The organism is Streptomyces sp. NPDC042102, from assembly GCF_055582305.1.
The window spans coordinates 57,423-81,135 of sequence record NZ_JBVJDL010000012.1; the positions used below are offsets into that span (position 1 = coordinate 57,423).

Genomic DNA, 23,713 nt, shown 5'->3' on the forward strand with positions numbered 1-23,713 from the left:
CCACAACCAGACACCGGTCGTGGCAGCTTGTTGCCCGTCAGCTAGTGCCCGGGAGGACGCAGGCCACCTCCTCGCCGGGCTCGGCGCCCGCCGGGGCGAAGTCGGCGCCGAGCAGTCCGTACAGCGCGACGTTGACGCCGGTCTGGAAACGGCTGGTGGACTCCATCTCCTCCATGATCCGGGCGATGTGGCGCCGGCATGTCCGTACGGACATGCCGAGCCGCCGGGCCACCATCTCGTCCTTGTGCCCCTGCGCCATGAGCCGGATGATCGACCGCTTGAGGTCGTCGGCGATGTCGGCCGCCTCCGGCGTCCCGGGCACGAAGGGGGCGGCGCCGGCCCACATGTGCTCGTAGACCTTGCAGAGGAACGCCACCAGCATCGGCTCGCGCACCACGATGGCGCCGGGCCTGCGCCCCTGGACCTGCTGCTCCGGCAGGAAGGCGATCTCCCGGTCGTAGATGAGCATCCGGTCGACGATCTCGTCGGTGGTGCGCACCTCGGCCCCCTCGGCCGCGACGTCGCGCACGTAGTCGGCGGTCGCCTGGTCGCTGCGGACGGTGTGCTGGTACAGATGCTTGATCTGGACCCCCCGGCGCAGCCGTTCGACCGTCAGCGGCTTGGCCGCGTCCAGGCGGACGGGCGCACGCGAGCCGCCGGGCTGGGCGGTGAGCACCTCGGTGCGGCAGCGGGAGCCCCACTCGTCGAGCATCGACTGGAGCACGCTGAGATCGCTGATGACGTCGAAGGCCTCCGCCTGGTTGCGCCGGCGCCGTGTCTCGAAGTAGGCCGGAAGCAGGCCGAGCATGGTGCTCTTGACGTCCGTCACCGACTGCTGGAGATCACGGATCTCGGTCTCCACCGGCGCGACGAGGTCCGCCGCCGCCGCGTCCGGGCTCACCGGGACGAGGTACTCCGGACGGCCCGGCATCGGGCGCAGCAGACGCAGAGTGGACAGTAACTCCTCGACGCGCTCGGCCTCACGGTCCGACAGATCCAGGACGGACGCTATCTCGCTCCGGACGAAGCGGCCGAGCAGGACGGCTTGCTGGTACGCCGATGCGCTGACGTCGTCCAGCTGGCCGAACCCCACTGCCGGCAGGGAACTCCCGGACACCCTGTAGTTCACCCCCATGTACTGACAGGACTTGCTGCCAGGCAACTTTACGCCAGCATCTTTCCCTTGGAAGTCCCCGTACCGGCTGGCCAGGATGTTTGTGCAACGACACGAACGTAACTGTTGACGGGGGTCAATACATGAACAGCACCGCCCTGCGAAAGGCCACTTCCGGACTCGCCCTGGCGCTCGCCCTCTGGGCCGCCGGAACCACCGGCGCCGCGCAGGCCACCGAAGTCGGCGCCCACATCGCGACGCCGGCCATCAGCATCGACCTGGGTGGCACCGTTCCGCTCGCCGAGTGCCCGCTGGACGACCAGTGGGACCTCGCCTGCCCCTGAGCAGTCGGTTTAGGGCCGCACAAGCGGCCGCACCGCACACTGGGGGAACCGGCAGCCGGATCCCCCGCCGGCCCAGCCAGGCCGCCCGCCCCGCCCCTCGGAAGGGACGTTCCGAGGGGTGGGGCCGTGGCGTGAACGGGGGCAAATCAGGAATCCGGTTGCGGGCGCGCCCGCAAAGGGTTAATGACGGCTGCTCATGCCGACAATGTGTGCCACCTGGGTTCGCGAATTCATACCCAGTTTCTTGAAAATCCGGCTCATATAGGTCTCCACCGTCTTCACGCTGATGTCCAGCCGCGCGGCTATCTGCTGATTCGTATGCCCCGCCCCGACGAGCGCCGTGATGTCCCGCTCCCGCCCGCTCAGCAGGGTCAGCCGCCCCGCGTCCGGGTACCCGGCGGCGTGCGAGTCGATCTCGCGGGCGCTCTCGCGCGCGGCCGCCGCCAGGGCCGGGACCTCCGTACGCGCGGCCAGGTCCGCGACCAGCCGGATGCGTTCGCGCGCGCCCTCCGCGTCGCCGGACGCGAGCCGCGTCCGGGCCACGCCGAGGGCGAGCAGCCCCATCAGGTGCGCCTGCCCGCACTCCAGCGCCACCCGGTAGCCGCGCTCCAGCAGCAGCTGCGCCCGCTCCGGCTGGCCCAGTGCGCTCAGCGCCGCCCCCAGCCAGCGCAGCGCCTCCAGGACGTGCGCGAGCCGCGCGTCGTCCAGCTCCGTCAGCAGCCGTTCGGCCTCCGCGGCCGCCTCCGCCGCGGGCCCGGTGTCCGCCGCCGCCGCGTGGGCCGCGGCCAGCAGGGCGTACGCGCGGCCGCGGGCGGCCGGGTCGTCCGGCGGGGTGCCGGCCAGGGCCTGCAGGGCCACCACGGGCGCGTCGTCCCATGGCCCGCCGCCCGCGGCCGCCGGCTCCAGGGTCAGGGCGGCCCGTTCGGCGTCGGCCTCGGGGCCCGCGGGCGGCAGTCCGCCGTCGCCGTCCAGCACCGCCCAGGCATGGGCGTAACGGCCCGTCAGACGGAGGGCGCGGGCATGCCACACCGCCGATTCGGTGCGCCCGCCGACGGGCACCGTCTCGTGCGGCCGGGGAGCGTTCTCCCCGTACGTGCTCACCGCCTCCTCCAGCCGGCCGGAGACCACCAGCGCCTTGTGGAGCAGGATGCGCAGGGCCACCGGGCCCTCGAAGTCGGCCGTCAGGCGGCGCAGCGCCCGCAGCGAGCGGGCCGGGCGGGTGTGCAGCCCGTCGCGCACGGACACCGCCAGGGTCCGCACGTCCGCGAGGCCGAGCTCGGCGGCGTTCTCCAGGTGGGCGGCCAGCGGCCGGCCGGCGTCGGGGTCGGCGCGCAGCGCCTCCAGCGCCCGGTCCAGGGCGGCGCTGCGCCACCCGGCGCCGGTGGCGTGGTGCACCAGGGCCCGTACGGCGGGCCGGGCGAACCGGAAACGCGTACAGCTGGCGTCCGCCCGCAGCAGGCCCTCCCCGTGCAGTTCGTCGAGGCCGCGCAGCGCGTCCTCCAGCGGCAGGCCCGCCGTACGGGCGACGGAGGACGCGGTGAACGGGTCACCGAGGACCGCCCCGGCGCAGGCGCAGCGCCAGCCCAGGGAGGACAGCGTGTGCAGGTCGATCGCGTCCCGGCCGAGGACCGGCGGCACGCCTTCGGCGAGGTCCGCGGTCCCGTGCACGACCCGGCAGGGGTCGCCGCAGCCCGGGCCCCGGGCCAGGGCGTGCAGCAGCCCGGGCACGCCCCCCGCGTCACGCAGCACGAGTTCGGCGGCCAGCGGCGCCGTGCCCTCGGGAAGCAGGGCGCGCGCGTCGGCCTCGGGCAGCGGGCGCAGTTCCAGGTGGCGGACCTCGGAGGCGTCGTAGGGCACCGCCGACAGGTGGCGGCCCGCGGGGACGGTGCGGTGCGCGAAGACGGTCAGCACGGGCGCGGCCGGCGGATGGCGCACGAGGTGCTCGATCAGGTCGAAGATCTCCGGGCCGGCCCGGTGCACGTCGTCCAGCACCAGCAGCAGCCCGTCCTGGGCCAGCCGGCCGATCAGGGCGCGTACGGCGCGGATCACCGCGTAGGTCTCGGGCCGCTCGTCGGCCGCGGCCAGGGTGCCCAGCGCGGGGAAGACGGGCGCCAGCGCGCGCGTGTTGACCGCGCCGATCTCCTCGAACAACGAGCCGTCGGCGCGCGCCAGATGGTCGTCCAGGGCGTCGACGAGCACGTCGAACGGCCGGCGGCCGCCGGCCCGCGGTGCCCGTCCGGCCGCCACGGTCCAGCCGTCCTGCCGTGCCGAGGCCGCGAGTTGCCGCAGCAGGCGGCTCTTGCCGCTCCAGGGCTCCCCGGTCACCCGGACGAACCGCGGAGCCTCCCGCGCGAGCCTCAACTGGCGCTGGAGCACCGCGAGATCACGGATCCGTGCAGCCGTCAACGGCTGCTGCTGAGACACAGCAACCCCCTCCTCGTGTACCTGGTCAACAGTCCACTCCCCCACGAAGCAGCCTCCCCCATCGGACGGCCGTGACCAAGGTCCACATGCCGGACACAAGCTGCGTGTCAGGAACTGCGGACGGGGTGGCCCCGACAGGTGGGGAACGTCGGGCGGCTCCCCGACACCACCGGGTCGCCGCACCGGAAACCTGCCCCGCAGACGCATCGTAAAGGCCAGGTCAGAGCCGGGGCGAGGAGGAAAAGCCCCGACTGGTCCCGGTGGCCGGAACCGGTCAGGATCGGGCCATGCGCACACGACTCGGCTACGCCTCGGGCTCCTTGGTGACCGGTGCCTTCAACACGCTGCCCGGTCTGCTCCTGCTGCCCTACCTCACCGACACCCTGGGGGTCGGGGCGGCGGCCGCCGGCGCGGCCGTCCTGCTGCCCAAGGCCTGGGACGTGCTGCTCACCCCGCTGGCCGGGCGCGTCGGCGACCGGGCGCACGGCCGGCGCGGCGGTGCGCGGCACGCCTTCGTCCTCGGCGGCGGCCTGGCCGTCGCCGCCTCCTTCGCGCTGATGTTCGCGGGGTTCGCCACGGGCACGGCCGGAGCGCTGTGGGCGGCGGGCGGATTCCTGCTGACGGCCACCGCGTTCGCCTTCTTCCAGGCCGCGTACGCCGCCCTGCCCGCCGAACTGACCACCGACCCGGCGGCGCGGCTGCGCCTGGTAGGCGGCCGGGTGGCGGGGCTGGCGGTCGCCGCCCTGGTCGCCGGGGCCGCTGCCCCGGCCGTGGTCGAGGCGGGCGGCGGCGGACTGGCCGGGCACCGCTGGGCGGGCCTGTTCGGCGCCGCGGTGGTCGTGGCCGGCACGCTCGGCGTGTACGCGGGCACCCGGCGGGCGGCGGCCCGCACGGCCGCGCGGTCCGGGCCGGGCACGCACGGCGGACCGGCCGACGGCGGGAGCCCGCGGTCCTGGTCCGCGGTGCTGCGCGCGAACCCCGGCTTCGCGCGGCTGCTGCGGGGGGCCACCGTCATGGTCGTGGGCACCGGCGTGCTGCTGGCGGGCTGCCCCTACTACGCCGAGCACGTGCTGGACCGCCCGGGCATGACCGGGGTGCTGATCGCGGCGTTCGTGCTGCCCAACCTGTTCACCATGGGTCTGTGGCGGCGCCTGGGCGCCCGGCACGGGCGGCGCGGTGCGCTCGTCCTGGCCTGCGCCCTGTTCGCCGGCGGCAGCCTGCTGCTGGCCGCCGCGCCCGCGCTGCCGCTGTTCTGGGCGCCGGCCGCGCTGCTCGTGGTCGGCACCGGACACGCCGGACAACTGCTGTTCCTGTACGCGCTGCTGGCCGACTGCTCGGCCGCCGACGCCGAGCGCGCCGGGGGCAGCCGGGCGGGCACCCTGTCGGGCCTGTTCAGCGCCGGTGAGGCGCTCGGCCTGGCGGTGGGCCCGTTCCTGATGGGCCTGACCCTCCAGGTGTCGGGCTACGCGTCCTCGGACACCGGGCGGGCCGCCGGGCAGAGCGCCGGGGCCGAGTGGGGCGTCCTGGCGGGCATGGCGCTGCTGCCCGCCCTCGCCACGGCGGCCGGACTGATCCTGCTGCTGCACCGGGGCGCGCCGGACCCCGCGGCCCGGCGCGCGCCGGTCACGTCAGCCGCGGAGGCGCCGCCGGTTCGGGCATGACCGGTACGGCGGAGCCGTCGGCGCGCACGAGCTCGACGGGCGCGGCGCCGTCCCGCGCGTGTCCGCGGCCGTACCCGCCCGTCACGGTGACCTCGCCGACCACGGCGGCCGCGCGCCCGTAGGGGTGGGCGCGCAGCGCGGCCAGGACGCCGGCCACGGCGCCCGGGGCGACCAGCAGGCACAGGCAGCTCTCGCTGGAGGCGTGCAGCGGGTCGACGGCCATGGCCTCCAGGGCCATCCGGGCCTCGTACTGCACGGGCAGGGCGTTCTCCTCGACGCGCAGGGTGCGGCCCAGCTCGGCCGCGTACGCGTGCAGCGCCGCCGCCAGTCCGCCGCGCCCGACCGTGCGGGCGGCCCGCACGGCGCCGGGGCCGGCCGCGTCGCGGACCTCGGCCAGCAGCCCGGCCAGCGGTGCGCAGCCGCTGGGCACCAGGCTCTCGAAGCCCAGGCCGCGCCGTACGGACAGGATGTGCGCGCCGTGCCCGCCGAGCGCCGAGCTGAGCACGATCCGGTCGCCGGGCCGCGCGTCGCCGGCCCGCAGCGGGGCCCGGCGGTACACGCCGATGCCGGTGGTGTGGACGTAGACCTGGTCGGCCTCGCCGGCCCGTACGACGCGCACGTCGGCGTCGGCGACGACCACGCCCGCCTCCCGGGCGGCGTCGCGCACGGAGCCCGCCAGGCGGCGCAGCTGCTCCACGGGCAGCCCGGCCTCGACGACCGCCGACAGCGTCAGGGCCAGCGGTTCCGCGCCGGCGGCGGCGAGTTCGTTGACGGTGCCGCACACGGCGATGCGGCCGATGTCGCCGCTGCCGTAGAAGGGCGGGTCGATCACGTAGGCGCCCGCCACGACGGCCGGCGGCTGCGCGCCGAGCGGCGGGCAGGCGCCCCGTACCGGCGCGAGGGTCTCGTCCAGCAGGGCGCGCAGCCGGGTGCCCGCCGGGCTGACCTCGTCGTGGGCGAGCGCGACCTGGCCGCCGGCGGCGCCGGCGGCCGTGTCCGCTCTCACCGGGGTCATCCGGATTCCGGCAGCGTACGGCCGTCGCGGAAGCGGTTGATGGCGTCGAGGTGCTGCGCGCGCAGCTCGTGGTCGCGCACGCCCAGGCCCTCCTCGGGGGCGAGCGCGAGGACGCCGACCTTGCCCTGGTGGAGGTTGCGGTGGACGTCGTACGCGGCCTGGCCGGTCTCCTCCAGGGAGTAGACCTTCGAGAGGGTCGGGTGGATCCTGCCCTTGGCGATCAGGCGGTTGGCCTCCCAGGCCTCGCGGTAGTTGGCGAAGTGGGAGCCGATGATCCGCTTCAGCGACATCCACAGGTAGCGGTTGTCGTACTCGTGGATGTAGCCCGACGTGGAGGCGCAGGTGACGATCGTGCCGCCCTTGCGGGTGACGTAGACGGAGGCGCCGAAGGTCTCGCGGCCGGGGTGCTCGAAGACGATGTCGACGTCCTCGCCGCCGGTCAGCTCGCGGATCCTGGAGCCGAAGCGCTTCCACTCGCGCGGGTCCTGGGTCTGCTCGTCCTTCCAGAACCGGTAGCCCTCGGCGCTGCGGTCGATGACGGCTTCCGCGCCCATCGCCCGGCAGATGTCGGCCTTCTCGGGCGAGGAGACCACACAGATCGGCGTGGCGCCGCCGGCCAGGGCCAGCTGGGTGGCGTAGGAGCCGAGGCCGCCGCTGGCGCCCCAGATGAGGACGTTGTCGCCCTGCTTCATGCCGGCGCCGTTGCGGGAGACGAGCTGGCGGTAGGCGGTGGAGTTGACCAGGCCGGGGCTGGCGGCCTCCTCCCAGCTCAGATGCGCGGGCTTGGGCATCAGCTGGTTGGACTTCACCAGCGCGATCTCCGCCAGGCCGCCGAAGTTGGTCTCGAAGCCCCAGATCCGCTGCTCGGGGTCGAGCATCGTGTCGTTGTGGCCGTCGGAGGACTCCAGCTCCACCGAGAGGCAGTGCGCGACGACCTCGTCGCCCGGCTTCCAGGAGTTCACGCCGGGACCGGTGCGCAGCACCACGCCCGCCAGGTCGGAGCCGATGATGTGGTACGGCAGGTCGTGGCGCCTGGCGAGCTCGGACTTCCTCCCGTACCGCTCCAGGAAACCGAAGGTCGGCAGCGGCTCGAAGATCGAGGTCCACACGGTGTTGTAGTTGACCGAGGAGGCCATGACGGCCACCAGGGCCTCGCCGGGGCCCAGTTCCGGCAGCGGGACCTGCTCGACGTGCATCGACTTGCGGGAGTCTCGCTCGCGGACCGGGATGCCCGCGAACATGTCCGTCTCCGACTTGTGCACGGTCACCGCGCGGTACGACTCGGGCAGCGGCAGCGCCGCGAAGTCGGCGGCGGTGACAGCGGGAGCACCGCTGCCCGATGCGGTCGACGCGGCGATCGCGTCGAGGATTTCCTTCACAGTGGCCTCCGGCGATTCGGACGTAACGTTCCACTGATACGCAGACCTGCGCCCGAAGTCCCGGGCGCGGCCCAGTCAGTGGGGTGGCCGCCGCGGGGGTAGGGGGTGGCGGTCGCCCTGGTGGGGGCGGCCGCGCCGGTCCGGCCCGCGGCCGGCCCCGCCCGCCCAAGCCCGCCCAAGCCCGCCTTTAGCGCGCCGCCGGACGCTCGTCGGCGCGGCACCGGCCTGACCGGTGCCCGGCGCGGCGAAAGGGGCCTCATGAGCATCCGCGAGGAGATCCGGCACGCACACCTGAGGGAACGCACGGCGGAACTCGCGGACCTGCGCGAGCAGGTCGTGCGCGGGCCCGGCGAGGCGGCCACCGCCGCCCAGCACGCCAAGGGCAAGCTGACGGCGCGCGAGCGCCTGGAGCTGCTCTTCGACGAGGGCTCCTTCACCGAGGTCGAGGGGATGCGCCGGCACCGGGCCACCGGTTTCGGCCTGGAGTACAAGAAGCCGTACACCGACGGCGTCGTCATCGGGTGGGGCCTGGTGCACGGGCGCACCGTCTTCGCGTACGCCCACGACTTCCGGATCTTCGGCGGCGCGCTGGGCGAGGCCCACGCCGAGAAGATCCACAAGGTGATGGACCTGGCCGAGGCCGCCGGGGCCCCGGTCGTGGGTCTGTGCGACGGCGCCGGCGCCCGGATCCAGGAGGGCGTCACGGCGCTGGCCGGCTACGGCGGCATCTTCCGGCGCAACGTCCGCAACTCCGGGGTGCTGCCGCAGATCTCCGTCGTCATGGGGCCCTGCGCGGGCGGCGCCGCGTACTCGCCGGCCCTGACGGACTTCGTCTTCATGGTGCGCGAGACCTCGCAGATGTTCATCACCGGACCCGACGTGGTGCAGGCCGTCACCGGGGAGGCCGTCACCAGCGAGGTGCTCGGCGGCGCCGACAGCCACGCGGTGACCTCGGGGGTGGCGCACTTCGCGTACGACGACGAGGAGAGCTGCCTGGAGGACGTCCGCCACCTGCTCTCCCTGCTCCCCGCCAACAACCGGGAGCTGCCGCCCGCCGGGGACGACGAGGACCCGGCCGACCGCCGCTGCGAACGCCTGCTCGACCTGGTCCCCTCCCAGCCCCAGCAGTCCTACGACATGCGCGCGGTCATCGAGGAGGTCGTCGACCACGGCGAGCACTTCGAGATCCATGCCCAGTGGGCGCGCAACCTCGTGTGCACGCTGGCCCGGCTGGGCGGGCGGACCGTCGGCATCGTCGCCAACCAGCCCGCCAGCATGGCGGGCGTGCTCGACATCCACGCGAGTGAGAAGGGGGCGCGGTTCGTGCAGTTCTGCGACGCCTTCTCCATCCCGCTGGTCACCCTGGTCGACGTACCCGGCTTCCTGCCCGGCGTGGACCAGGAGCACGGCGGGGTGATCCGGCACGGCGCCAAGCTCCTCTACGCCTACTGCAACGCCACCGTGCCGCGCATCTCGCTGGTGCTGCGCAAGGCCTACGGCGGCGCGTACATCGTCATGGACTCCCGCTCCATCGGCGCCGACATCGCCCTGGCCTGGCCGTCCAACGAGATCGCCGTCATGGGCGCCGAAGGCGCCGCGAACGTCATCTTCCGCCGCGAGATCGCCGCCTCCGACGATCCGGAGGCGACGCGTCAGATGAAGATCAAGGAATACAGGAGCGAGCTGATGCACCCCTATTACGCGGCCGAGCGCGGCCTGGTGGACGACGTCATCGACCCCGCCGAGACCCGCGGCCGGCTGATCGGCGCCCTGGAGATGCTGCGCGGCAAGCACGTCCCGCGGCCGGCCCGCAAGCACGGGAACCTGCCGCTGTGAGCGCCGTCGACGCGGAACTGCAGCAGGCGGCGTTCCGGGTGGTCGGCGGCTCGCCGACCCTGGAGGAGGTCGCGGCCATCGCGGCGCTCCTGACCGCCCGGCTGGGCGCGGCCCCGGAGCCGGCGGCGCAGGCCCGCCCGGCGCGCACCGGCTGGCGGCGCGGCCGGGAGGCCTTCCGGCCGCCGGGCGCCTGGGCCTCGTAGCGCGGCCCCCCGCCGACGGCGGGGCTCCCGCCCACGGGGGCCTCCGCCTACGGGGGACTTCCGCCCCCCGGGGGTCAGCGGCGGCGCCAGGTGCCGGCCTGCCGGTAGCCCGTGCTCCGGTCCCAGCCGGTGGGCGCGGTGCGCAGCCACTGCCGTACGGGCGCCGCCGAGCCGGCCACCGCCAGGGCCAGGACGACGGCCAGGGCCGCGGTCTCCAGCGCGTCGGGCCGTCCCCGTACGACGCGCCAGGTGCCGTCGCCGCTCATACGGGCGGGTTGCCGTGCTTGCGCGAGGGCAGGTCGGCGTACTTGGCGCGGAGCATCCCGAGGGCGCCGGTGAGCACCGAGCGGGTCTCCGACGGGGCGATGACGTCGTCGACGAGGCCGCGCTCGGCGGCGTAGTAGGGGTGCATGAGCTCGGTCGTGTACTCCTTGATCTTCTGCGAGCGCATCGCGTCGGGATCGTCGGCGGCCGCGATCTCGCGGCGGAAGATGACGTTCGCGGCGCCTTCCGCGCCCATCACCGCGATCTCGTTGGTGGGCCAGGCCAGGGCCAGGTCGGCGCCGATGGAGCGGGAGTCCATCACGATGTACGCGCCGCCGTAGGCCTTGCGCAGCACCAGCGAGATACGCGGGACGGTCGCGTTGCAGTAGGCGTACAGCAGCTTGGCGCCGTGCCGGATGATGCCGCCGTGCTCCTGGTCCACGCCCGGCAGGAAGCCGGGCACGTCCACGAGGGTGACCAGCGGGATGGAGAAGGCGTCGCAGAACTGCACGAACCGCGCCGCCTTCTCGGAGGCGTGGATGTCCAGGACCCCGGCGAGGGCGGCGGGCTGGTTGGCGACGAACCCGGTGACGTGGCCGTCCATCCGGGCGAGCACGCACACCACGTTCTGCGCCCAGGCCGGCTGCACCTCGAAGTACTCGCCGTGGTCGACGACCTCCTCGATCACGCGCCGGATGTCGTACGACTGCTGCGGGTTGACCGGGACGATGTCCAGCAGGGCGTCGGTCGGCCGGTCGGCGGGATCGTCGCACTCCTCGCGCGGCGCGGTCTCGCGGTTGTTCGCGGGCAGCAGGGAGAGCAGGTGGCGGACGTCCTCCAGGCAGCTCTCCTCGTCGTCGTACGCGAAGGCGGCCACCCCGGAGGTCGCGGCGTGCACGTCGGCGCCGCCGAGCCCGTTCTGCGTGATCTCCTCACCGGTCACCGCCCGCACCACGTCCGGGCCGGTGATGAACATCTGCGAGGTCTCCCGGACCATGAACACGAAGTCCGTCAGCGCCGGCGAGTACGCCGCCCCGCCCGCGCACGGGCCCAGCATCACCGAAATCTGCGGGATGACCCCCGAGGCGCGGGTGTTGCGCTGGAAGATGCCGCCGTACCCGGCGAGCGCGCTGACGCCCTCCTGGATCCGCGCGCCCGCCCCGTCGTTGAGCGAGACCAGCGGGGCGCCCGCGGCCTCCGCGAGGTCCATCACCTTGTGGATCTTCTCGGCGTGCGCCTCGCCGAGGGCCCCGCCGAAGATGCGGAAGTCGTGGGCGTAGACGAAGACGGTGCGGCCCTCGACCGTGCCCCAGCCGGTGATCACACCGTCGGTGTAGGGCCGCTTGTGCTCCAGGCCGAATCCGCTCGCGCGGTGCCGCCGCAGGGCCTCGATCTCGTGGAAGGAGCCCGCGTCGAGCAGCAGCTCGATGCGCTCCCGGGCGGTCAGCTTGCCCTTGGCGTGCTGGCGCTCGGTGGCCCGCTCGTCCGGCCCGGCGACGGCCAGGGCCTTGATGTCGGCCAGTTCCGCGGCACGGTCCTGGAGCGCTACGGGCGGTGCGTCGGCGATGGTCATATGGATCCTCCAGGTCTGAAGGCCGGATTCAGCCACCGTCGCGCGGAGCCCTCAAGACTCCTTGGAAACCCGCTCGAATCCACCGCGACCGGTGGCCCGTCCACCCGTATGATCGCGGTGACTTGACGATTCGATGACCCGTTCATGACCTGACCACGAGCAGGGGGAATCCGACGTGGAAACGGCACGGCTCGCGTCGCTCATCGCCGCGACGATCACGATGGGCCTCGTCAGCGGCCTCTTCTACGGCTTCTCCGTCTCGGTGATGCCGGGCCTCAAGCGCACGGACGACCGTACCGTCGTCGAGGTCATGCAGAAGATCAACGTGGCGATCCTCAACGGCTGGTTCGTCCTCGGCTACATCGGCGCCTTCCTCTTCACGGCGCTGGCGGTCGGCCTGCACGTCCCGAAGGACGGCCGGGAGGTCCTGCCGCCGCTGATCGCGGCCCTGGTGCTGTACGTCATCGCGATGGGCGTGACCAACAAGGTCAACATCCCGCTGAACAACGCCCTGGAGAAGGCCGGCCCGGTCGGCCGGATCGCCGACCCGGGCGCGGTCCGGCGGGCCTTCGAGGGCCCCTGGGCCCGCGCCAACGTCGTGCGCACCCTGCTGTGCACGGCGTCGCTGGGCTGCCTCGGCTGGGCCCTGTACGTGTACGGCGGCCAGGCCTGAGCCCGACGGTGGCGGTCGCGTCGGCGACGAACGAAGAGGCCCCGCCGGGTCGGCGGGGCCTCTCGTCGTCCGTGCCTGCGGCCGGGGTTACCGGGAGGTGGCCCGGCCGTAGAGGACGAGGGCACGGGAGAGCGCCGTCAGGGCCGCCGTGCACAGGAGCGTACGGATGATGTTGGTGGAGACCCACGTGCTCTTGAACTTGTCGACGATGGAGAAGTCCGTGGCCTTCGCCGCGTCGCCGAGGTCCTTGAGCTCGTTGTTCAGCGGGATGTTCACGGAGAATGTGATCATGAGCACGATGAAGTAGGCGACGGCCGCGGCGCCGACCCACAGGGCCACGGACCTGCGGCCCCTGCGGAACTCGATGACCGCCGAGGCCACGGCCGTCAGCAGGGCCAGCACGAAGGCCATTCCGAACAGGCCGTTGCCGTCGATCTCCGCGTTGAAGTTCTGCATCGCGGTGACGTACGTGCGCTGGTCGGTGTCGGCCAGGCCCGGCATCACCGAGACGTCGTAGGCGAAGAACAGGCCCGCCATCAGGCCCACCAGCACGGTCGAGACAACGAGCAGGGCGGTGCCCAGCTTGGTGCTCCCGGCGGCCGGCGCGGGCTGCGCCGGGGGCTGGTAGGCGCCAGGAGGAGCCGCGGAATAGGGGTTGTGGCTACCGGCCGGATTGGGGTTCATGGGGTGCGTCCTCATCTGGGGTCGTCGGAGTACTGATTGCCCTCGGCACGGACATCCGATCGTGGCACTCCCCCGGGAATTCCTGCCATGGCCGTCCACCCGCCCTTGAGCGGGCGTCGAGAGCGGGTGGTCGTTTCCGGCCGGTCGGCCACGCGTCAGTAGCGGTAGTGGTCCGGCTTGTAGGGACCCTCGACGTTCACGCCGATGTATTCGGCCTGCTCAGGGCGGAGCGTCGTGAGCTTGACGCCCAGCGCGTCAAGGTGGAGGCGGGCAACCTTTTCGTCAAGGTGCTTGGGGAGCACGTAGACGCCGATGGGGTACTCGTCGGTCTTGGTGAAGAGCTCGATCTGGGCCAGGGTCTGGTCCGCGAAGGAGTTCGACATCACGAAGGACGGGTGGCCGGTGGCGTTGCCGAGGTTGAGCAGCCGGCCCTCGGACAGCACGATCAGGACCTTGCCGTCGGGGAAGGTCCAGGTGTGGACCTGCGGCTTGACCTCGTCCTTGACGATGCCCTCGACCTTCGCCAGCCCGGCCATGTCGATCTCGTTGTCGAAGTGGCCGATGTTGCCCACGATGGCCTGGTGCTTCATCCGGGCCATGTCCGAGGCCATGATGATGTCCTTGTTGCCGGTCGTGGTGATGAAGATGTCGGCGGTCTCGACGACGTCCTCGAGGGTGGCGACCTGGTAGCCGTCCATCGCGGCCTGCAGGGCGCAGATGGGGTCGATCTCGGTGATGATCACGCGGGCGCCCTGGCCGCGCAGGGACTCCGCGGAGCCCTTGCCGACGTCGCCGTAGCCGAACACGACCGCGACCTTGCCGCCGATGAGGACGTCGGTGGCGCGGTTGATGCCGTCGACCAGGGAGTGGCGGCAGCCGTACTTGTTGTCGAACTTCGACTTGGTCACCGCGTCGTTCACGTTGATCGCCGGGAACAGCAGGGCGCCGTCGCGGTGCATCTCGTAGAGGCGGTGGACCCCGGTGGTGGTCTCCTCGGTGACACCGCGGATCCCGGCGGCGAGCTTGACCCAGTCCAGGCTGCTGTCCCGCAGCAGGGCCAGGACCAGGGCCATCTCCTCGTTGTCGGCGGTCGAGGGGTCCGGCACGGAGCCGGCCTTGGCGTACTCGACGCCCTTGTGGACCAGGAGGGTGGCGTCACCGCCGTCGTCCAGGATCATGTTCGGGCCGTCGCCGTCGGGCCAGGTCAGCGCCTGCTCCGTGCACCACCAGTACTCCTCCAGCGTCTCGCCCTTCCAGGCGAACACGGGGATCCCGGCCGCGGCGATCGCCGCCGCCGCGTGGTCCTGCGTGGAGTAGATGTTGCACGACACCCACCGCACCTGCGCACCGAGCGCGACCAGGGTCTCGATCAGCACCGCCGTCTGCACCGTCATGTGCAGCGAACCGGTGATCCGCGCCCCGGCCAGCGGCTGGGAGGCGGCGTACTCCTTGCGGATCGACATCAGGCCCGGCATCTCGTGCTCGGCCAGGGTGATCTCCTTGCGGCCGAACTCGGCGAGGGAAAGGTCAGCGACCTTGAAGTCCATTGCGGCTACTCCGTGATGGTGGTGGTGACGGTGGGCTGGGTGTCCTGCGGACGCACGTCCAGGTTCTGATGGATCTCTAGAGTCGCGGTGGACTTGTTCAGGGTGATGTAGTGCAGCCCCGGCGCTCCCTCGGCCAGCAGCCGCTCCGACATCCGGGTCGCGTACTCGACCCCGATGCGGTGGCCGTCCGCAGGGCTGTCCTTCGCCGCCTCCAGCCGGGCGGCGAGCTCCGCCGGGAAGCGGGCGTCGCTGAGCTCGGCGAACCGCTGGATCTGCCGGAAGTCGGTCGCCGGCATGATCTCCGGGATGATCGGCGTGAGGCAGCCGACCGAGGCGAGCCGGTCGCGCAGCCGCAGGTAGTCCTCGACGTGGAAGAACATCTGGGTGATGGCGTAGTCGGCACCCGCCCGGCACTTGGCGGCGAAGTGCTTGATGTCCTCGGTCCAGTTGGGCGAGCGCGGGTGCCGCTCGGGGAACGCCGCCACGCCGACGGTGAAGTCACCGAGCTGCCGGATCAGGCTGACCAGCTCGTGCGCGTGGGTGAAACCCGCGGGATCGGGCGTCCACTCCCCCTTGGGGTCGCCGGGCGGGTCACCGCGCAGGGCCAGGACGTCGCGGATGCCCGCGTCGGCGTACTGGCCGATGATGTGGCGCAGCTCGGCGACCGTGTGCCCGACGGCCGTCAGATGCGCGACGGGCCGCAGGGTGGTCTCGGCGGCTATCCGCTTGGTGACCTCGACGGTGCGGTCGCGGGAGGAGCCGCCGGCGCCGTACGTGACGGACACGAACGACGGCGCGAAGGCCTCGATCCGGCGGATGGCGTTCCACAGGACACGCTCTCCGTTCGCGGTCTTCGGGGGGAAGAACTCGAACGAGAAGCTCGTACGGCCCTGGGCCAGCAGCTCGCGCACGCTGGGCGTGCGGGGAGTGGACGTACGAGGGCGTTCGGCGGTGGCGGCTGCGGCGGCCAGGGCTGTCGGCACGGTCGGACTCCTTTCGACGTGGGGGTCAGCGGGCGTTGAAGTAGTTCGCCTCGGGGTGGTGGACGACGATGGCGTCGGTGGACTGCTCGGGGTGGAGCTGGAACTCCTCCGAGAGCAGGACGCCGATCCGCTCCGGCTGGAGCAGGTCCGCGATCTTGGCGCGGTCCTCCAGGTCGGGGCAGGCGGGGTAGCCCAGGGAGTAGCGACAGCCCTGGTACTCGGTGCGGAACATGCCCTCCATGGCGGCCGGGTCGGAGCCGGAGATGCCCAGTTCGCCACGGACCCGGGCGTGCCAGTACTCGGCGAGGGCCTCGGCCAGCTGAACCGACAGGCCGTGCAGCTCCATGTACTCGCGATAGGCGTCGGCGGCGAACAGCCGGGCGGTCTCCTCACCGATCCGGTTGCCGACGGTGACGACCTGGAGGCCGACCACGTCCGTCTCCCCCGACTCCTCGGGGCGGAAGAAGTCCGCCAGGCACAGCCGGCGGCCGCGGCGCTGGCGCGGGAAGGTGAACCGGGTCCGCTCACCGCCGTCCTCGTCCAGGATGATCAGGTCGTCGCCCTTGGAGACGCAGGGGAAGTAGCCGTGGACGACGGCCGCTTCCAGGAGCCCGTCGGTGTGCAGCCGGTCCAGCCAGCCGCGCAGCCGGGGCCGCCCGTCGGTCTCGATGGTCTCGGCGTCCTTGAGGCCCCACTGGCCCTTGAACAGGGCGGTCTCGTCGAGCCAGGAGGCGTAGTCCTTGAGCGGGATGCCCTTGATGACGCGGGTGCCCCAGAACGGCGGGGCCGGCACCGGGTTGTCGACGGCGACGTCGGAGCGGCCGCCCTCCTCCGGTTCCGTGACCAGCAGCGGAGTGTCCCGCTTGGCGACGCGGCGCTGCTTCAGCGGCGGCAGCTCGACGCCCGGTACCCCGCGCTTGATGCCCATGAGGGCGTCCATGAGGCGCAGACCCTCGAAGGCGTCGCGGGCGTAACGGACCTCGCCCTCGTAGATCTCGTGGAGGTCCTGTTCGACGTAGGCCCTGGTCAGGGCGGCACCGCCGAGGATGACCGGGTAGTCCGCGGCCATCTTGCGCTGGTTGAGCTCCTCGAGGTTCTCCTTCATGATCACGGTCGACTTCACGAGCAGACCCGACATGCCGATGACGTCGGCCTTGTGCTCCTCGGCGGCCTCCAGGATCGCCGACACCGGCTGCTTGATACCGATGTTGACGACGTTGTAGCCGTTGTTGGAGAGGATGATGTCGACGAGGTTCTTGCCGATGTCGTGGACGTCACCGCGGACGGTGGCCAGCACGATGGTGCCCTTGCCCTCGGCGTCGGACTTCTCCATGTGCGGCTCCAGGTGCGCCACCGCCGTCTTCATCACCTCCGCCGACTGGAGCACGAACGGCAGCTGCATCTGCCCCGACCCGAACAGCTCACCGACGACCTTCATGCCCTCCAGCAGGGTGTCGTTGACGATGTCCAGGGCGGGGCGGGTCTGGAGGGCCTCGTCGAGATCGGCCTCCAGGCCGTTCTTCTCCCCGTCGATGATGCGGCGCTGGAGCCGCTCCTCCAGCGGCAGCGCGAGGAGTTCCTCGGCCTTGCCGGCCTTCATCGACTTGGTGTTCACACCCTCGAACAGGGCCATCAGCTTCTGCAGCGGGTCGTAACCCTCCGCCCGCCGGTCATAGATCAGATCCAGCGCCGTGCCGACCTGCTCCTCGTCGAACCGCGCGATCGGCAGGATCTTGCTCGCGTGCACGATCGCCGAGTCCAGCCCCGCCTTCACACACTCGTCCAGGAACACCGAGTTCAGCAGGATCCGCGCGGCCGGGTTCAGACCGAAGGAGATGTTCGACAGACCCAGCGTGGTCTGCACCTCCGGATGACGCCGCTTCAGCTCACGGATCGCCTCGATCGTCGCGATCCCGTCCCCCCGGGACTCCTCCTGACCCGTGCAGATCGTGAACGTCAGGGTGTCGATGAGGATGTCGCACTCATGGATCCCCCAATTGCCGGTCAGATCCTCGATGAGACGCTCGGCGATCGCGACCTTGTGCTCGACGGTGCGGGCCTGGCCCTCCTCGTCGATCGTCAGCGCGATCAGCGCCGCACCGTGCTCCTGGGCCAGCCGCGTGACCTTCGCGAAACGGGACTCCGGCCCGTCACCGTCCTCGTAGTTGACCGAGTTGATAACCGCACGGCCGCCCAGCTTCTCCAGACCCGCCTGGATGACCGGCACCTCGGTGGAGTCCAGCACGATCGGCAGCGTGGAAGCGGTCGCGAACCGGCCCGCCAGCTCCCGCATGTCCGCCACACCGTCGCGGCCGACATAGTCCACGCACAGGTCCAGCATGTGCGCGCCCTCACGGATCTGATCGCGCGCCATCTCCACACAGTCGTCCCAGCGGGCCTCCAGCATCGCCTCACGGAACTTCTTCGACCCGTTCGCGTTCGTCCGCTCACCGATCGCCATGTACGAGGAGTCCTGCCGGAACGGGACCGTCTGGTACAGCGACGCGGCCCCCGGCTCCGGACGCGGGTCGCGGGTCCCGGGCGCGGCGCCCCGGACCCGCTGGACCACCTGTCCCAGGTGCTCCGGCGTCGTACCGCAGCAGCCGCCGACCAGCGACAGCCCGTACTCGCGGACGAAGGTCTCCTGCGCGTCGGCCAGCTCGCTCGCGGAGAGCGGATAGTGCGCGCCGTCCTTGGTCAGGACCGGCAGGCCGGCGTTCGGCATGCAGGACAGCGGGATCCGGGCGTTGCGCGCCAGATACCGCAGGTGCTCGCTCATCTCCTCCGGCCCGGTGGCGCAGTTCAGGCCGATCATGTCGATGCCCAGCGGCTCCAGCGCCGTCAACGCGGCGCCGATCTCCGAGCCGAGCAGCATCGTGCCCGTGGTCTCGACGGTCACGGAGCAGATCAGCGGGACGGACAGGCCCAGCGCCTGCATCGCCCGGCGGGCGCCGATGATGGAGGACTTGGTCTGGAGGAGGTCCTGGGTGGTCTCCACCAGCAGCGCGTCCGCGCCACCGCTCAGCAGTCCCTCGGCGTTGATCTGGTAGGCATCACGGATCGTCGCGTAGTCGACATGACCCAGCGTCGGCAGCTTGGTGCCCGGACCCATCGACCCCAGCACCCAGCGCTGCTGCCCGGTCTCGGCGGTGAACCGGTCGGCGACCTCCCGGGCGATCCGCGCCCCGGCCTCGGCCAGCTCGAAGTTGCGCTCGACGATCTCGTACTCGGCGAGCGCCGCGTAGTTGGTGCCGAAGGTGTTGGTCTCCACACAGTCCACACCGACCCCGAAATACGCCTCGTGCACCGAGCGCACGATGTCGGGACGGGTGACATTGAGGATCTCGTTGCAACCCTCCAGCTGCTCGAAGTCCTCCAGCGTGGGGTCCTGCTCCTGGAGCATGGTGCCCATCGCGCCGTCGGCGACCACCACGCGGGTGGCGAGGGCTTCTCTGAGGGCGTTCGCGCGTTCCTGCGCCCGCGCGGCGGCGGTGTCGGCGGTCATGACGGCCTTCCTTGCAGATGCGGTTCGACGAGGGCCGCGGCGTCGTCCCCGTACACCGTGCGGATGGTGTCCAGCAGGGCCGCGGGCTGGATCTCGTACGACTGGGAGCCGACGGCGGCCAGGACCAGCGCCGACATCGCGCAGCCGAGCTGGGCCGCGTTCTCCAGCGGCAGCTTCCAGCTGAGGGCGGCGAGGAAGCCGGAGCGGAACGCGTCGCCGACACCGGTGGGGTCCTCGGCGGTGACGTCGGGAACGGCGCGGACGGTGATCGTCGGCTCGCCCTCGCGGTCGATGCGGACGCCCTGCGCGCCCAGCGTGGTGACCCAGGCGCTGACCCGGCCGAGGACGTCGGCGTGGCTCCACTCGGCGCGCTCGCGCAGCAGCGCGGACTCGTACTCGTTGGTGAACAGCCAGCGGGCGCCGTCCACCAGCTGCCGCACCTCGGCGCCGGAGAGCCGGGCGAGCTGCTGGGAGGGGTCGGCGGCGAAGGGGACGCCGAGTTCGCGGGCCTGCTCGGTGTGGTGGACCATCGCGCCCGGGTCGTTGGGCGAGACGAGGACCAGGTCGAGCGGGGTACGGGCGTGGACGGCCCGCAGGTCGATCCGGCCGGCCTCCGCCATGGCGCCCGCGTAGAACGAGGCGATCTGGTTGGAGTCCTGGTCGGTCATGCACATGAAGCGAGCGGTCTGGCGTTCGGCGGAGACGTACACCGCGCTGGTGTCGACGCCGTGCTCCTTGAGCCAGACCTCGTACTCGCCGAAGTCGGGGCCGACGGCGCCGGCGAGGAGCGGGACGAGTCCCAGTCCGCCGAGCCCGTAGGCGATGTTGGCCGCCACTCCGCCCCGCCGGACCTCCAGCGCGTCGACGAGGAAGGACAGCGAGACGTGTTCCAGCTGGTCGGGGAGCAGCTGGTCGACGAACCGGCCCGGGAAGGCCATGAGGTGATCTGTGGCGATGGATCCGGTCACCGCGATTCGCACGTGGACTCCTGTGAGCTGGTCGGTCTGCGGGGCGAAGTGGTCGATGTGGTGCGGGTGGTGCGGGTGGTGCGGTGGTGCGGGTGATGGGGGCCGGGCCGGCTCAGAGACCGGCGGCGGCCTTCAGGCGCTCGGCGCGGTCGGTGCGCTCCCAGGTGAAGTCCGGCAGCTCACGGCCGAAGTGGCCGTACGCGGCGGTCTGGGCGTAGATCGGGCGCAGCAGGTCGAGGTCGCGGATGATCGCGGCCGGGCGGAGGTCGAAGACCTCGGCGATGGCGTTCTCGATGCGGTCGGTGGGGACGGTGTGGGTGCCGAACGTCTCCACGAACAGGCCCACCGGCTCGGCCTTGCCGATCGCGTACGCGACCTGCACCTCGCACCGCGAGGCGAGCCCGGCGGCGACCACGTTCTTGGCGACCCAGCGCATCGCGTACGCCGCCGAACGGTCCACCTTGGACGGGTCCTTGCCCGAGAACGCGCCGCCGCCGTGCCGGGCCATGCCGCCGTACGTGTCGATGATGATCTTGCGGCCGGTCAGGCCGGCGTCGCCCATCGGGCCGCCGATCTCGAAGCGGCCGGTCGGGTTCACCAGCAGCCGGTAGCCCTCGGTGTCCAGCTTGATGCCGTCCTCGGCGAGCTGGCGCAGCACGTACTCCACGACGTTCTCGCGGATGTCGGGGGTGAGGAGGGACTCCAGGTCGATGTCGGCGGCGTGCTGCGAGGAGACGACGACCGTGTCGAGGCGGACCGGCTTGTCACCGTCGTACTCGATGGTGACCTGGGTCTTGCCGTCGGGGCGCAGGTAGGGGACGGTGCCGTCCTTGCGGACCTCCGTCAGCCGGCGCGAGAGGCGGTGGGCGAGGTGGATGGGCAGCGGCATCAGCTCGGGGGTCTCGTCCGTGGCGTAGCCGAACATCAGGCCCTGGTCGCCGGCGCCCTGCCGGTCCAGCTCGTCCCCTTCCTCACCTGTGGCGGCACCCTCCACCCGCGACTCGTACGCCACGTCCACGCCCTGCGCGATGTCGGGGGACTGCGCGCCGATCGAGACGGACACGCCGCAGGAGGCGCCGTCGAAGCCCTTGGCGGAGGAGTCGTAGCCGATCTCCAGGATCTTCTCGCGCACGAGGGCGGCTATCGGCGCGTACGCCTGCGTCGTCACCTCTCCCGCGATGTGGACCAGGCCGGTGGTGATCAGGGTCTCGACGGCGACGCGGGACGCGGGGTCCTCGCGGAGCAGGGCGTCGAGGATGGTGTCGCTGATCTGGTCGGCGATCTTGTCGGGGTGGCCCTCGGTCACGGACTCCGAGGTGAACAGGCGGCGGGACATGTCACTCCTGGTGGCTGGTGGTCTGTCGGGTACGCGGGTGGGTGGTCATACGGGCGGCCCGTGCCGTCCTGCGGCGGCCGCAGCGGTCTCCAGGGTCCGGGCGAGCGCCCGGACCGAGTCGGAGCCGCCGTCGGCGGTGCCGCCGATGGCGACGAACGGCGGGTGCCAGCCGTGGGACGCGATGCGTTCGGCGACCTCGAAGGCGAGGGTGCCGGCGCCGGAGAACCCGCCGAGCAGCAGGGGTTCGCCGCGGGCGAGGGCCGGGCGCAGCGCGGCCAGGCAGGTACGGACATCGGCGGGCGGGTGGACGGTGGCGAGCGTCTGCGGGCCGGGGTGGGCCTCGGCGAGCGCGTCGTAACACCCGGTGCGGGCGCCGGGCGGCGGGATCAGGCAGATCGTGCCCGCCCCCGCCCACAAGGCCGGGCGCAGCACGCGCAGGGGGCGCGGCACCGGGTGCGCGGCCCGCGGCACGGGGGTGCCGGCGAGGACGTCGAGCGCCTCGGCGACGGTGGTGGACTCCCGTACGGCATCGGGAAGTTCGCGCAGCAGGTGGGCGGTCTGGGCGAGCGTCTCGGCAGCGTCGGAATCGGCGATCCGGCCCCGGTCGTAGATGCCGGTCAGGACCAGTGCCCCGTCGGCGTCGTGGTGCGCGGTGACGGTGTACGGCAGTGCGGTGTGCGCGCTGACGGACTCGGCGGGGTCGACCCGTACCCCTTCGGCGGCGAGTTCGGCGTACACCGGATCGTGCACGTCCCCGGCGGGGGCCTGGGCGTCGAAGGCGAGGAGCGACTCGGGACGGGGGCGGGTGCCGGGGCCGGCGTCGTCCGGGCCGGCGTCGTCCGGGCCGCCCGCGGCCCAGGCCGCGAACTGCCCCGGCGCCAGCCACTCGTACGCCGCCGCGTCCAGCGCGCGGCCGGTCAGGGTGGTCAGCAGGTGCGTGACGGGGACGGCCGGGTCCACGGTGACGTACACGGGCACGGCACTGCGCAGCGGCCCGGGCAGGCGCTCGGCCCCGGCGAGCGTGATCCCCCGCCCTGACACGGCAGCGGCAAAGGTGACGGGGGTGGCCCGCCGGACCACGCCCCGGCCCGGGACGTTGGCAGGGGTGGCCGGGGTGTCCTTGGGCGCGCCGGAGGCGGCCCGGTGGAGCTGGAGGGCCCACGCCGTATGCAGGGCCGTGCTCTCCGTCGCACCCCAGTGCGCCGCCCAGTTGCGCAGGCGCAGGGCCTCGTACGAGGTCAGCCGCTGGCGGGTACGGCCGTGGCCGCGGCGGCGGGAGCCGCGGTACCCGGCCTGCCCCGGCAGGGTGGTGGCCCCGGCCGAGGGCAGGGCCCGGGCGGTCCAGAAGGCGCGGGCGGGGCCCAGCTCCTGGGTGGCGAGCCAGCGCATGTGGTCGCGGACGTCGGGCCGGCGCTCGCCGCCGAGGGGGCGGCCGGCGCCCAGGTAGGCCCGGTACAGGGCGCGCTGGAGGATCCGTACGCTCCAGCCGTCCAGCAGCGCCTGGTGGTAGGTCAGCAGCACCCGCACCACACCGCGTGGCTCCTCCAGGACCGAGATCCGCAAGGCGGCACCCGGCTCGTGCAGGTCGAACGCCCGCAGCCGCTCGCCCAGCAGCAGCGCGTGCCAGTCCGTACTGCCGCGCGCGAAGCGTTCCACGCGCGGCGCCGCGTACGGATGGATCACGACCAGCGGCGCCGGATCGCCGGCCCCCGGCCGGGCCAGCGCCGCCCGCAGCACTGCCTCGGTGTCGTACAGCGACTGCCAGGCCGCCGTGAACCGCCGCGTGTCCAGCGGCCCGTACCAGCGCCAGTGCAGCTGCTCGACGTGCAGCCCGGAGCCCGGATGGGTCAGCGCGTCCAGCAGGACGTCCCGCTGGAGCGGGGTGACCGGCAGGGCCCGTACGGGCGTGGGACCGGCACCGCCGGCGTCCCCCGCCTCCCGGTCGTACGGCACGAGCGGCACCGCCCGGCCGTCCTCCGCGCCGGTGAGCAGGTCCGACAGCGGCCCCGCCGGGTACGGCGGCGGGGGCAGCGTCAGGGTGTGGTGCGTCGCGGTGTGCCGGAACAGCGTCGGCGTGCACGGCGGCAGCAGCGCGAGCGCCGCGGCGAGCGCGCTCGGCGTGAGCGGGCCGTGGAGGTCGAGCGAGGGCGGTGGGCCGGGCGTGACGACCACGGTCACGGCCACGGTGGCGGCCATCGGCTTTC

The 23,713-nt window shown here is 72.6% G+C and carries 18 protein-coding genes; 5 read left to right on the plus strand and 13 right to left on the minus strand.

Translation table 11 applies throughout. From position 1 onward, the window contains the following. Positions 1-37 precede the first annotated feature (37 nt). The gene (locus tag ACZ6KO_RS30435) at positions 38-1,093 is read right to left on the minus strand and encodes a helix-turn-helix transcriptional regulator (RefSeq protein WP_469307207.1); all 1,056 of its coding nucleotides are present in this window, start codon (positions 1,091-1,093) and stop codon (positions 38-40) included. Positions 1,094-1,257: 164 nt separating this feature from the next. On the opposite strand from ACZ6KO_RS30435, the gene ACZ6KO_RS30440 reads away from it, so the two are divergent. Further along, the gene (locus ACZ6KO_RS30440; RefSeq protein ID WP_469307208.1) at positions 1,258-1,458 is read left to right on the plus strand and encodes a hypothetical protein; all 201 of its coding nucleotides are present in this window, start codon (positions 1,258-1,260) and stop codon (positions 1,456-1,458) included. 180 nt (positions 1,459-1,638) lie between these two features. Here the strand turns inward: ACZ6KO_RS30440 and ACZ6KO_RS30445 are convergent, their stop codons facing one another. Beyond that, positions 1,639-3,882 (minus strand): helix-turn-helix transcriptional regulator, encoded by a 2,244-nt coding sequence (locus ACZ6KO_RS30445; RefSeq protein ID WP_469307209.1) that lies wholly within the window; start codon positions 3,880-3,882, stop codon positions 1,639-1,641. Positions 3,883-4,169: 287 nt separating this feature from the next. On the opposite strand from ACZ6KO_RS30445, the gene ACZ6KO_RS30450 reads away from it, so the two are divergent. Continuing rightward, entirely contained in the window at positions 4,170-5,543 is a 1,374-nt protein-coding gene (locus ACZ6KO_RS30450; RefSeq protein WP_469307210.1) for an MFS transporter, read from the plus strand. On the opposite strand, the gene ACZ6KO_RS30455 is transcribed toward ACZ6KO_RS30450, so the two are convergent. Together ACZ6KO_RS30455 and ccrA are read right to left on the minus strand one after the other, a co-directional pair. Next, positions 5,506-6,558, minus strand: a complete 1,053-nt coding sequence (locus ACZ6KO_RS30455) for an AIR synthase-related protein (protein ID WP_469307211.1) — start codon at positions 6,556-6,558, stop codon at positions 5,506-5,508. The two genes, ACZ6KO_RS30450 and ACZ6KO_RS30455, sit on opposite strands and share 38 nt — an antisense overlap. Next, a complete protein-coding gene (ccrA, locus tag ACZ6KO_RS30460) occupies positions 6,555-7,937 on the minus strand; it encodes a crotonyl-CoA carboxylase/reductase (RefSeq protein ID WP_469307212.1) in 1,383 nt (460 codons plus the stop codon). The genes ACZ6KO_RS30455 and ccrA overlap by 4 nt, the downstream gene beginning before the upstream one ends. 258 nt (positions 7,938-8,195) lie before the next feature. Here ccrA and ACZ6KO_RS30465 point away from each other — a divergent pair, with 258 nt between their 5' ends. Together ACZ6KO_RS30465 and ACZ6KO_RS30470 are read left to right on the plus strand one after the other, a co-directional pair. Next, positions 8,196-9,773, plus strand: coding sequence for an acyl-CoA carboxylase subunit beta (locus ACZ6KO_RS30465; RefSeq protein WP_469307213.1), 1,578 nt, complete (start codon positions 8,196-8,198; stop codon positions 9,771-9,773). Further along, the gene (locus ACZ6KO_RS30470; protein WP_469307214.1) at positions 9,770-9,976 is read left to right on the plus strand and encodes an acyl-CoA carboxylase subunit epsilon; all 207 of its coding nucleotides are present in this window, start codon (positions 9,770-9,772) and stop codon (positions 9,974-9,976) included. Before ACZ6KO_RS30465 ends, ACZ6KO_RS30470 begins: the two co-directional genes overlap by 4 nt. A 74-nt stretch (positions 9,977-10,050) precedes the next feature. Here the strand turns inward: ACZ6KO_RS30470 and ACZ6KO_RS30475 are convergent, their stop codons facing one another. Continuing rightward, positions 10,051-10,242: an acyl-CoA carboxylase epsilon subunit gene (locus tag ACZ6KO_RS30475; protein WP_469307215.1), complete on the minus strand. Its 192-nt coding sequence runs from the start codon at positions 10,240-10,242 to the stop codon at positions 10,051-10,053. After that, positions 10,239-11,813, minus strand: coding sequence for an acyl-CoA carboxylase subunit beta (locus tag ACZ6KO_RS30480; RefSeq protein WP_469307216.1), 1,575 nt, complete (start codon positions 11,811-11,813; stop codon positions 10,239-10,241). The genes ACZ6KO_RS30475 and ACZ6KO_RS30480 overlap by 4 nt, the downstream gene beginning before the upstream one ends. Before the next feature lie 175 nt (positions 11,814-11,988). On the opposite strand from ACZ6KO_RS30480, the gene ACZ6KO_RS30485 reads away from it, so the two are divergent. Next, positions 11,989-12,486, plus strand: a complete 498-nt coding sequence (locus ACZ6KO_RS30485; protein WP_469307217.1) for an anthrone oxygenase family protein — start codon at positions 11,989-11,991, stop codon at positions 12,484-12,486. Positions 12,487-12,573: 87 nt separating this feature from the next. Here the strand turns inward: ACZ6KO_RS30485 and ACZ6KO_RS30490 are convergent, their stop codons facing one another. The 7 genes from ACZ6KO_RS30490 to ACZ6KO_RS30520 form a co-directional block, all read right to left on the minus strand. Beyond that, positions 12,574-13,170 (minus strand): anthrone oxygenase family protein, encoded by a 597-nt coding sequence (locus tag ACZ6KO_RS30490; RefSeq protein ID WP_469307218.1) that lies wholly within the window; start codon positions 13,168-13,170, stop codon positions 12,574-12,576. 155 nt (positions 13,171-13,325) lie between these two features. Next, on the minus strand, positions 13,326-14,717 hold the full coding sequence (gene ahcY / locus ACZ6KO_RS30495) for an adenosylhomocysteinase (RefSeq protein WP_469307219.1): 1,392 nt from the start codon (positions 14,715-14,717) through the stop codon (positions 13,326-13,328). Between the two features lie 5 nt (positions 14,718-14,722). Continuing rightward, a complete protein-coding gene (gene metF, locus ACZ6KO_RS30500; RefSeq protein ID WP_469307293.1) occupies positions 14,723-15,628 on the minus strand; it encodes a methylenetetrahydrofolate reductase [NAD(P)H] in 906 nt (301 codons plus the stop codon). A gap of 97 nt (positions 15,629-15,725) precedes the next feature. Further along, positions 15,726-19,205, minus strand: coding sequence for a methionine synthase (gene metH, locus ACZ6KO_RS30505; RefSeq protein WP_469307220.1), 3,480 nt, complete (start codon positions 19,203-19,205; stop codon positions 15,726-15,728). Then, positions 19,202-20,185 (minus strand): carbohydrate kinase family protein, encoded by a 984-nt coding sequence (locus tag ACZ6KO_RS30510; protein ID WP_469307221.1) that lies wholly within the window; start codon positions 20,183-20,185, stop codon positions 19,202-19,204. Before ACZ6KO_RS30510 ends, metH begins: the two co-directional genes overlap by 4 nt. 100 nt (positions 20,186-20,285) lie before the next feature. Next, the gene (metK, locus tag ACZ6KO_RS30515; RefSeq protein ID WP_469307222.1) at positions 20,286-21,509 is read right to left on the minus strand and encodes a methionine adenosyltransferase; all 1,224 of its coding nucleotides are present in this window, start codon (positions 21,507-21,509) and stop codon (positions 20,286-20,288) included. Positions 21,510-21,554: 45 nt separating this feature from the next. Further along, on the minus strand, positions 21,555-23,705 hold the full coding sequence (locus tag ACZ6KO_RS30520) for a condensation domain-containing protein (RefSeq protein WP_469307223.1): 2,151 nt from the start codon (positions 23,703-23,705) through the stop codon (positions 21,555-21,557). Positions 23,706-23,713 lie beyond the last annotated feature (8 nt).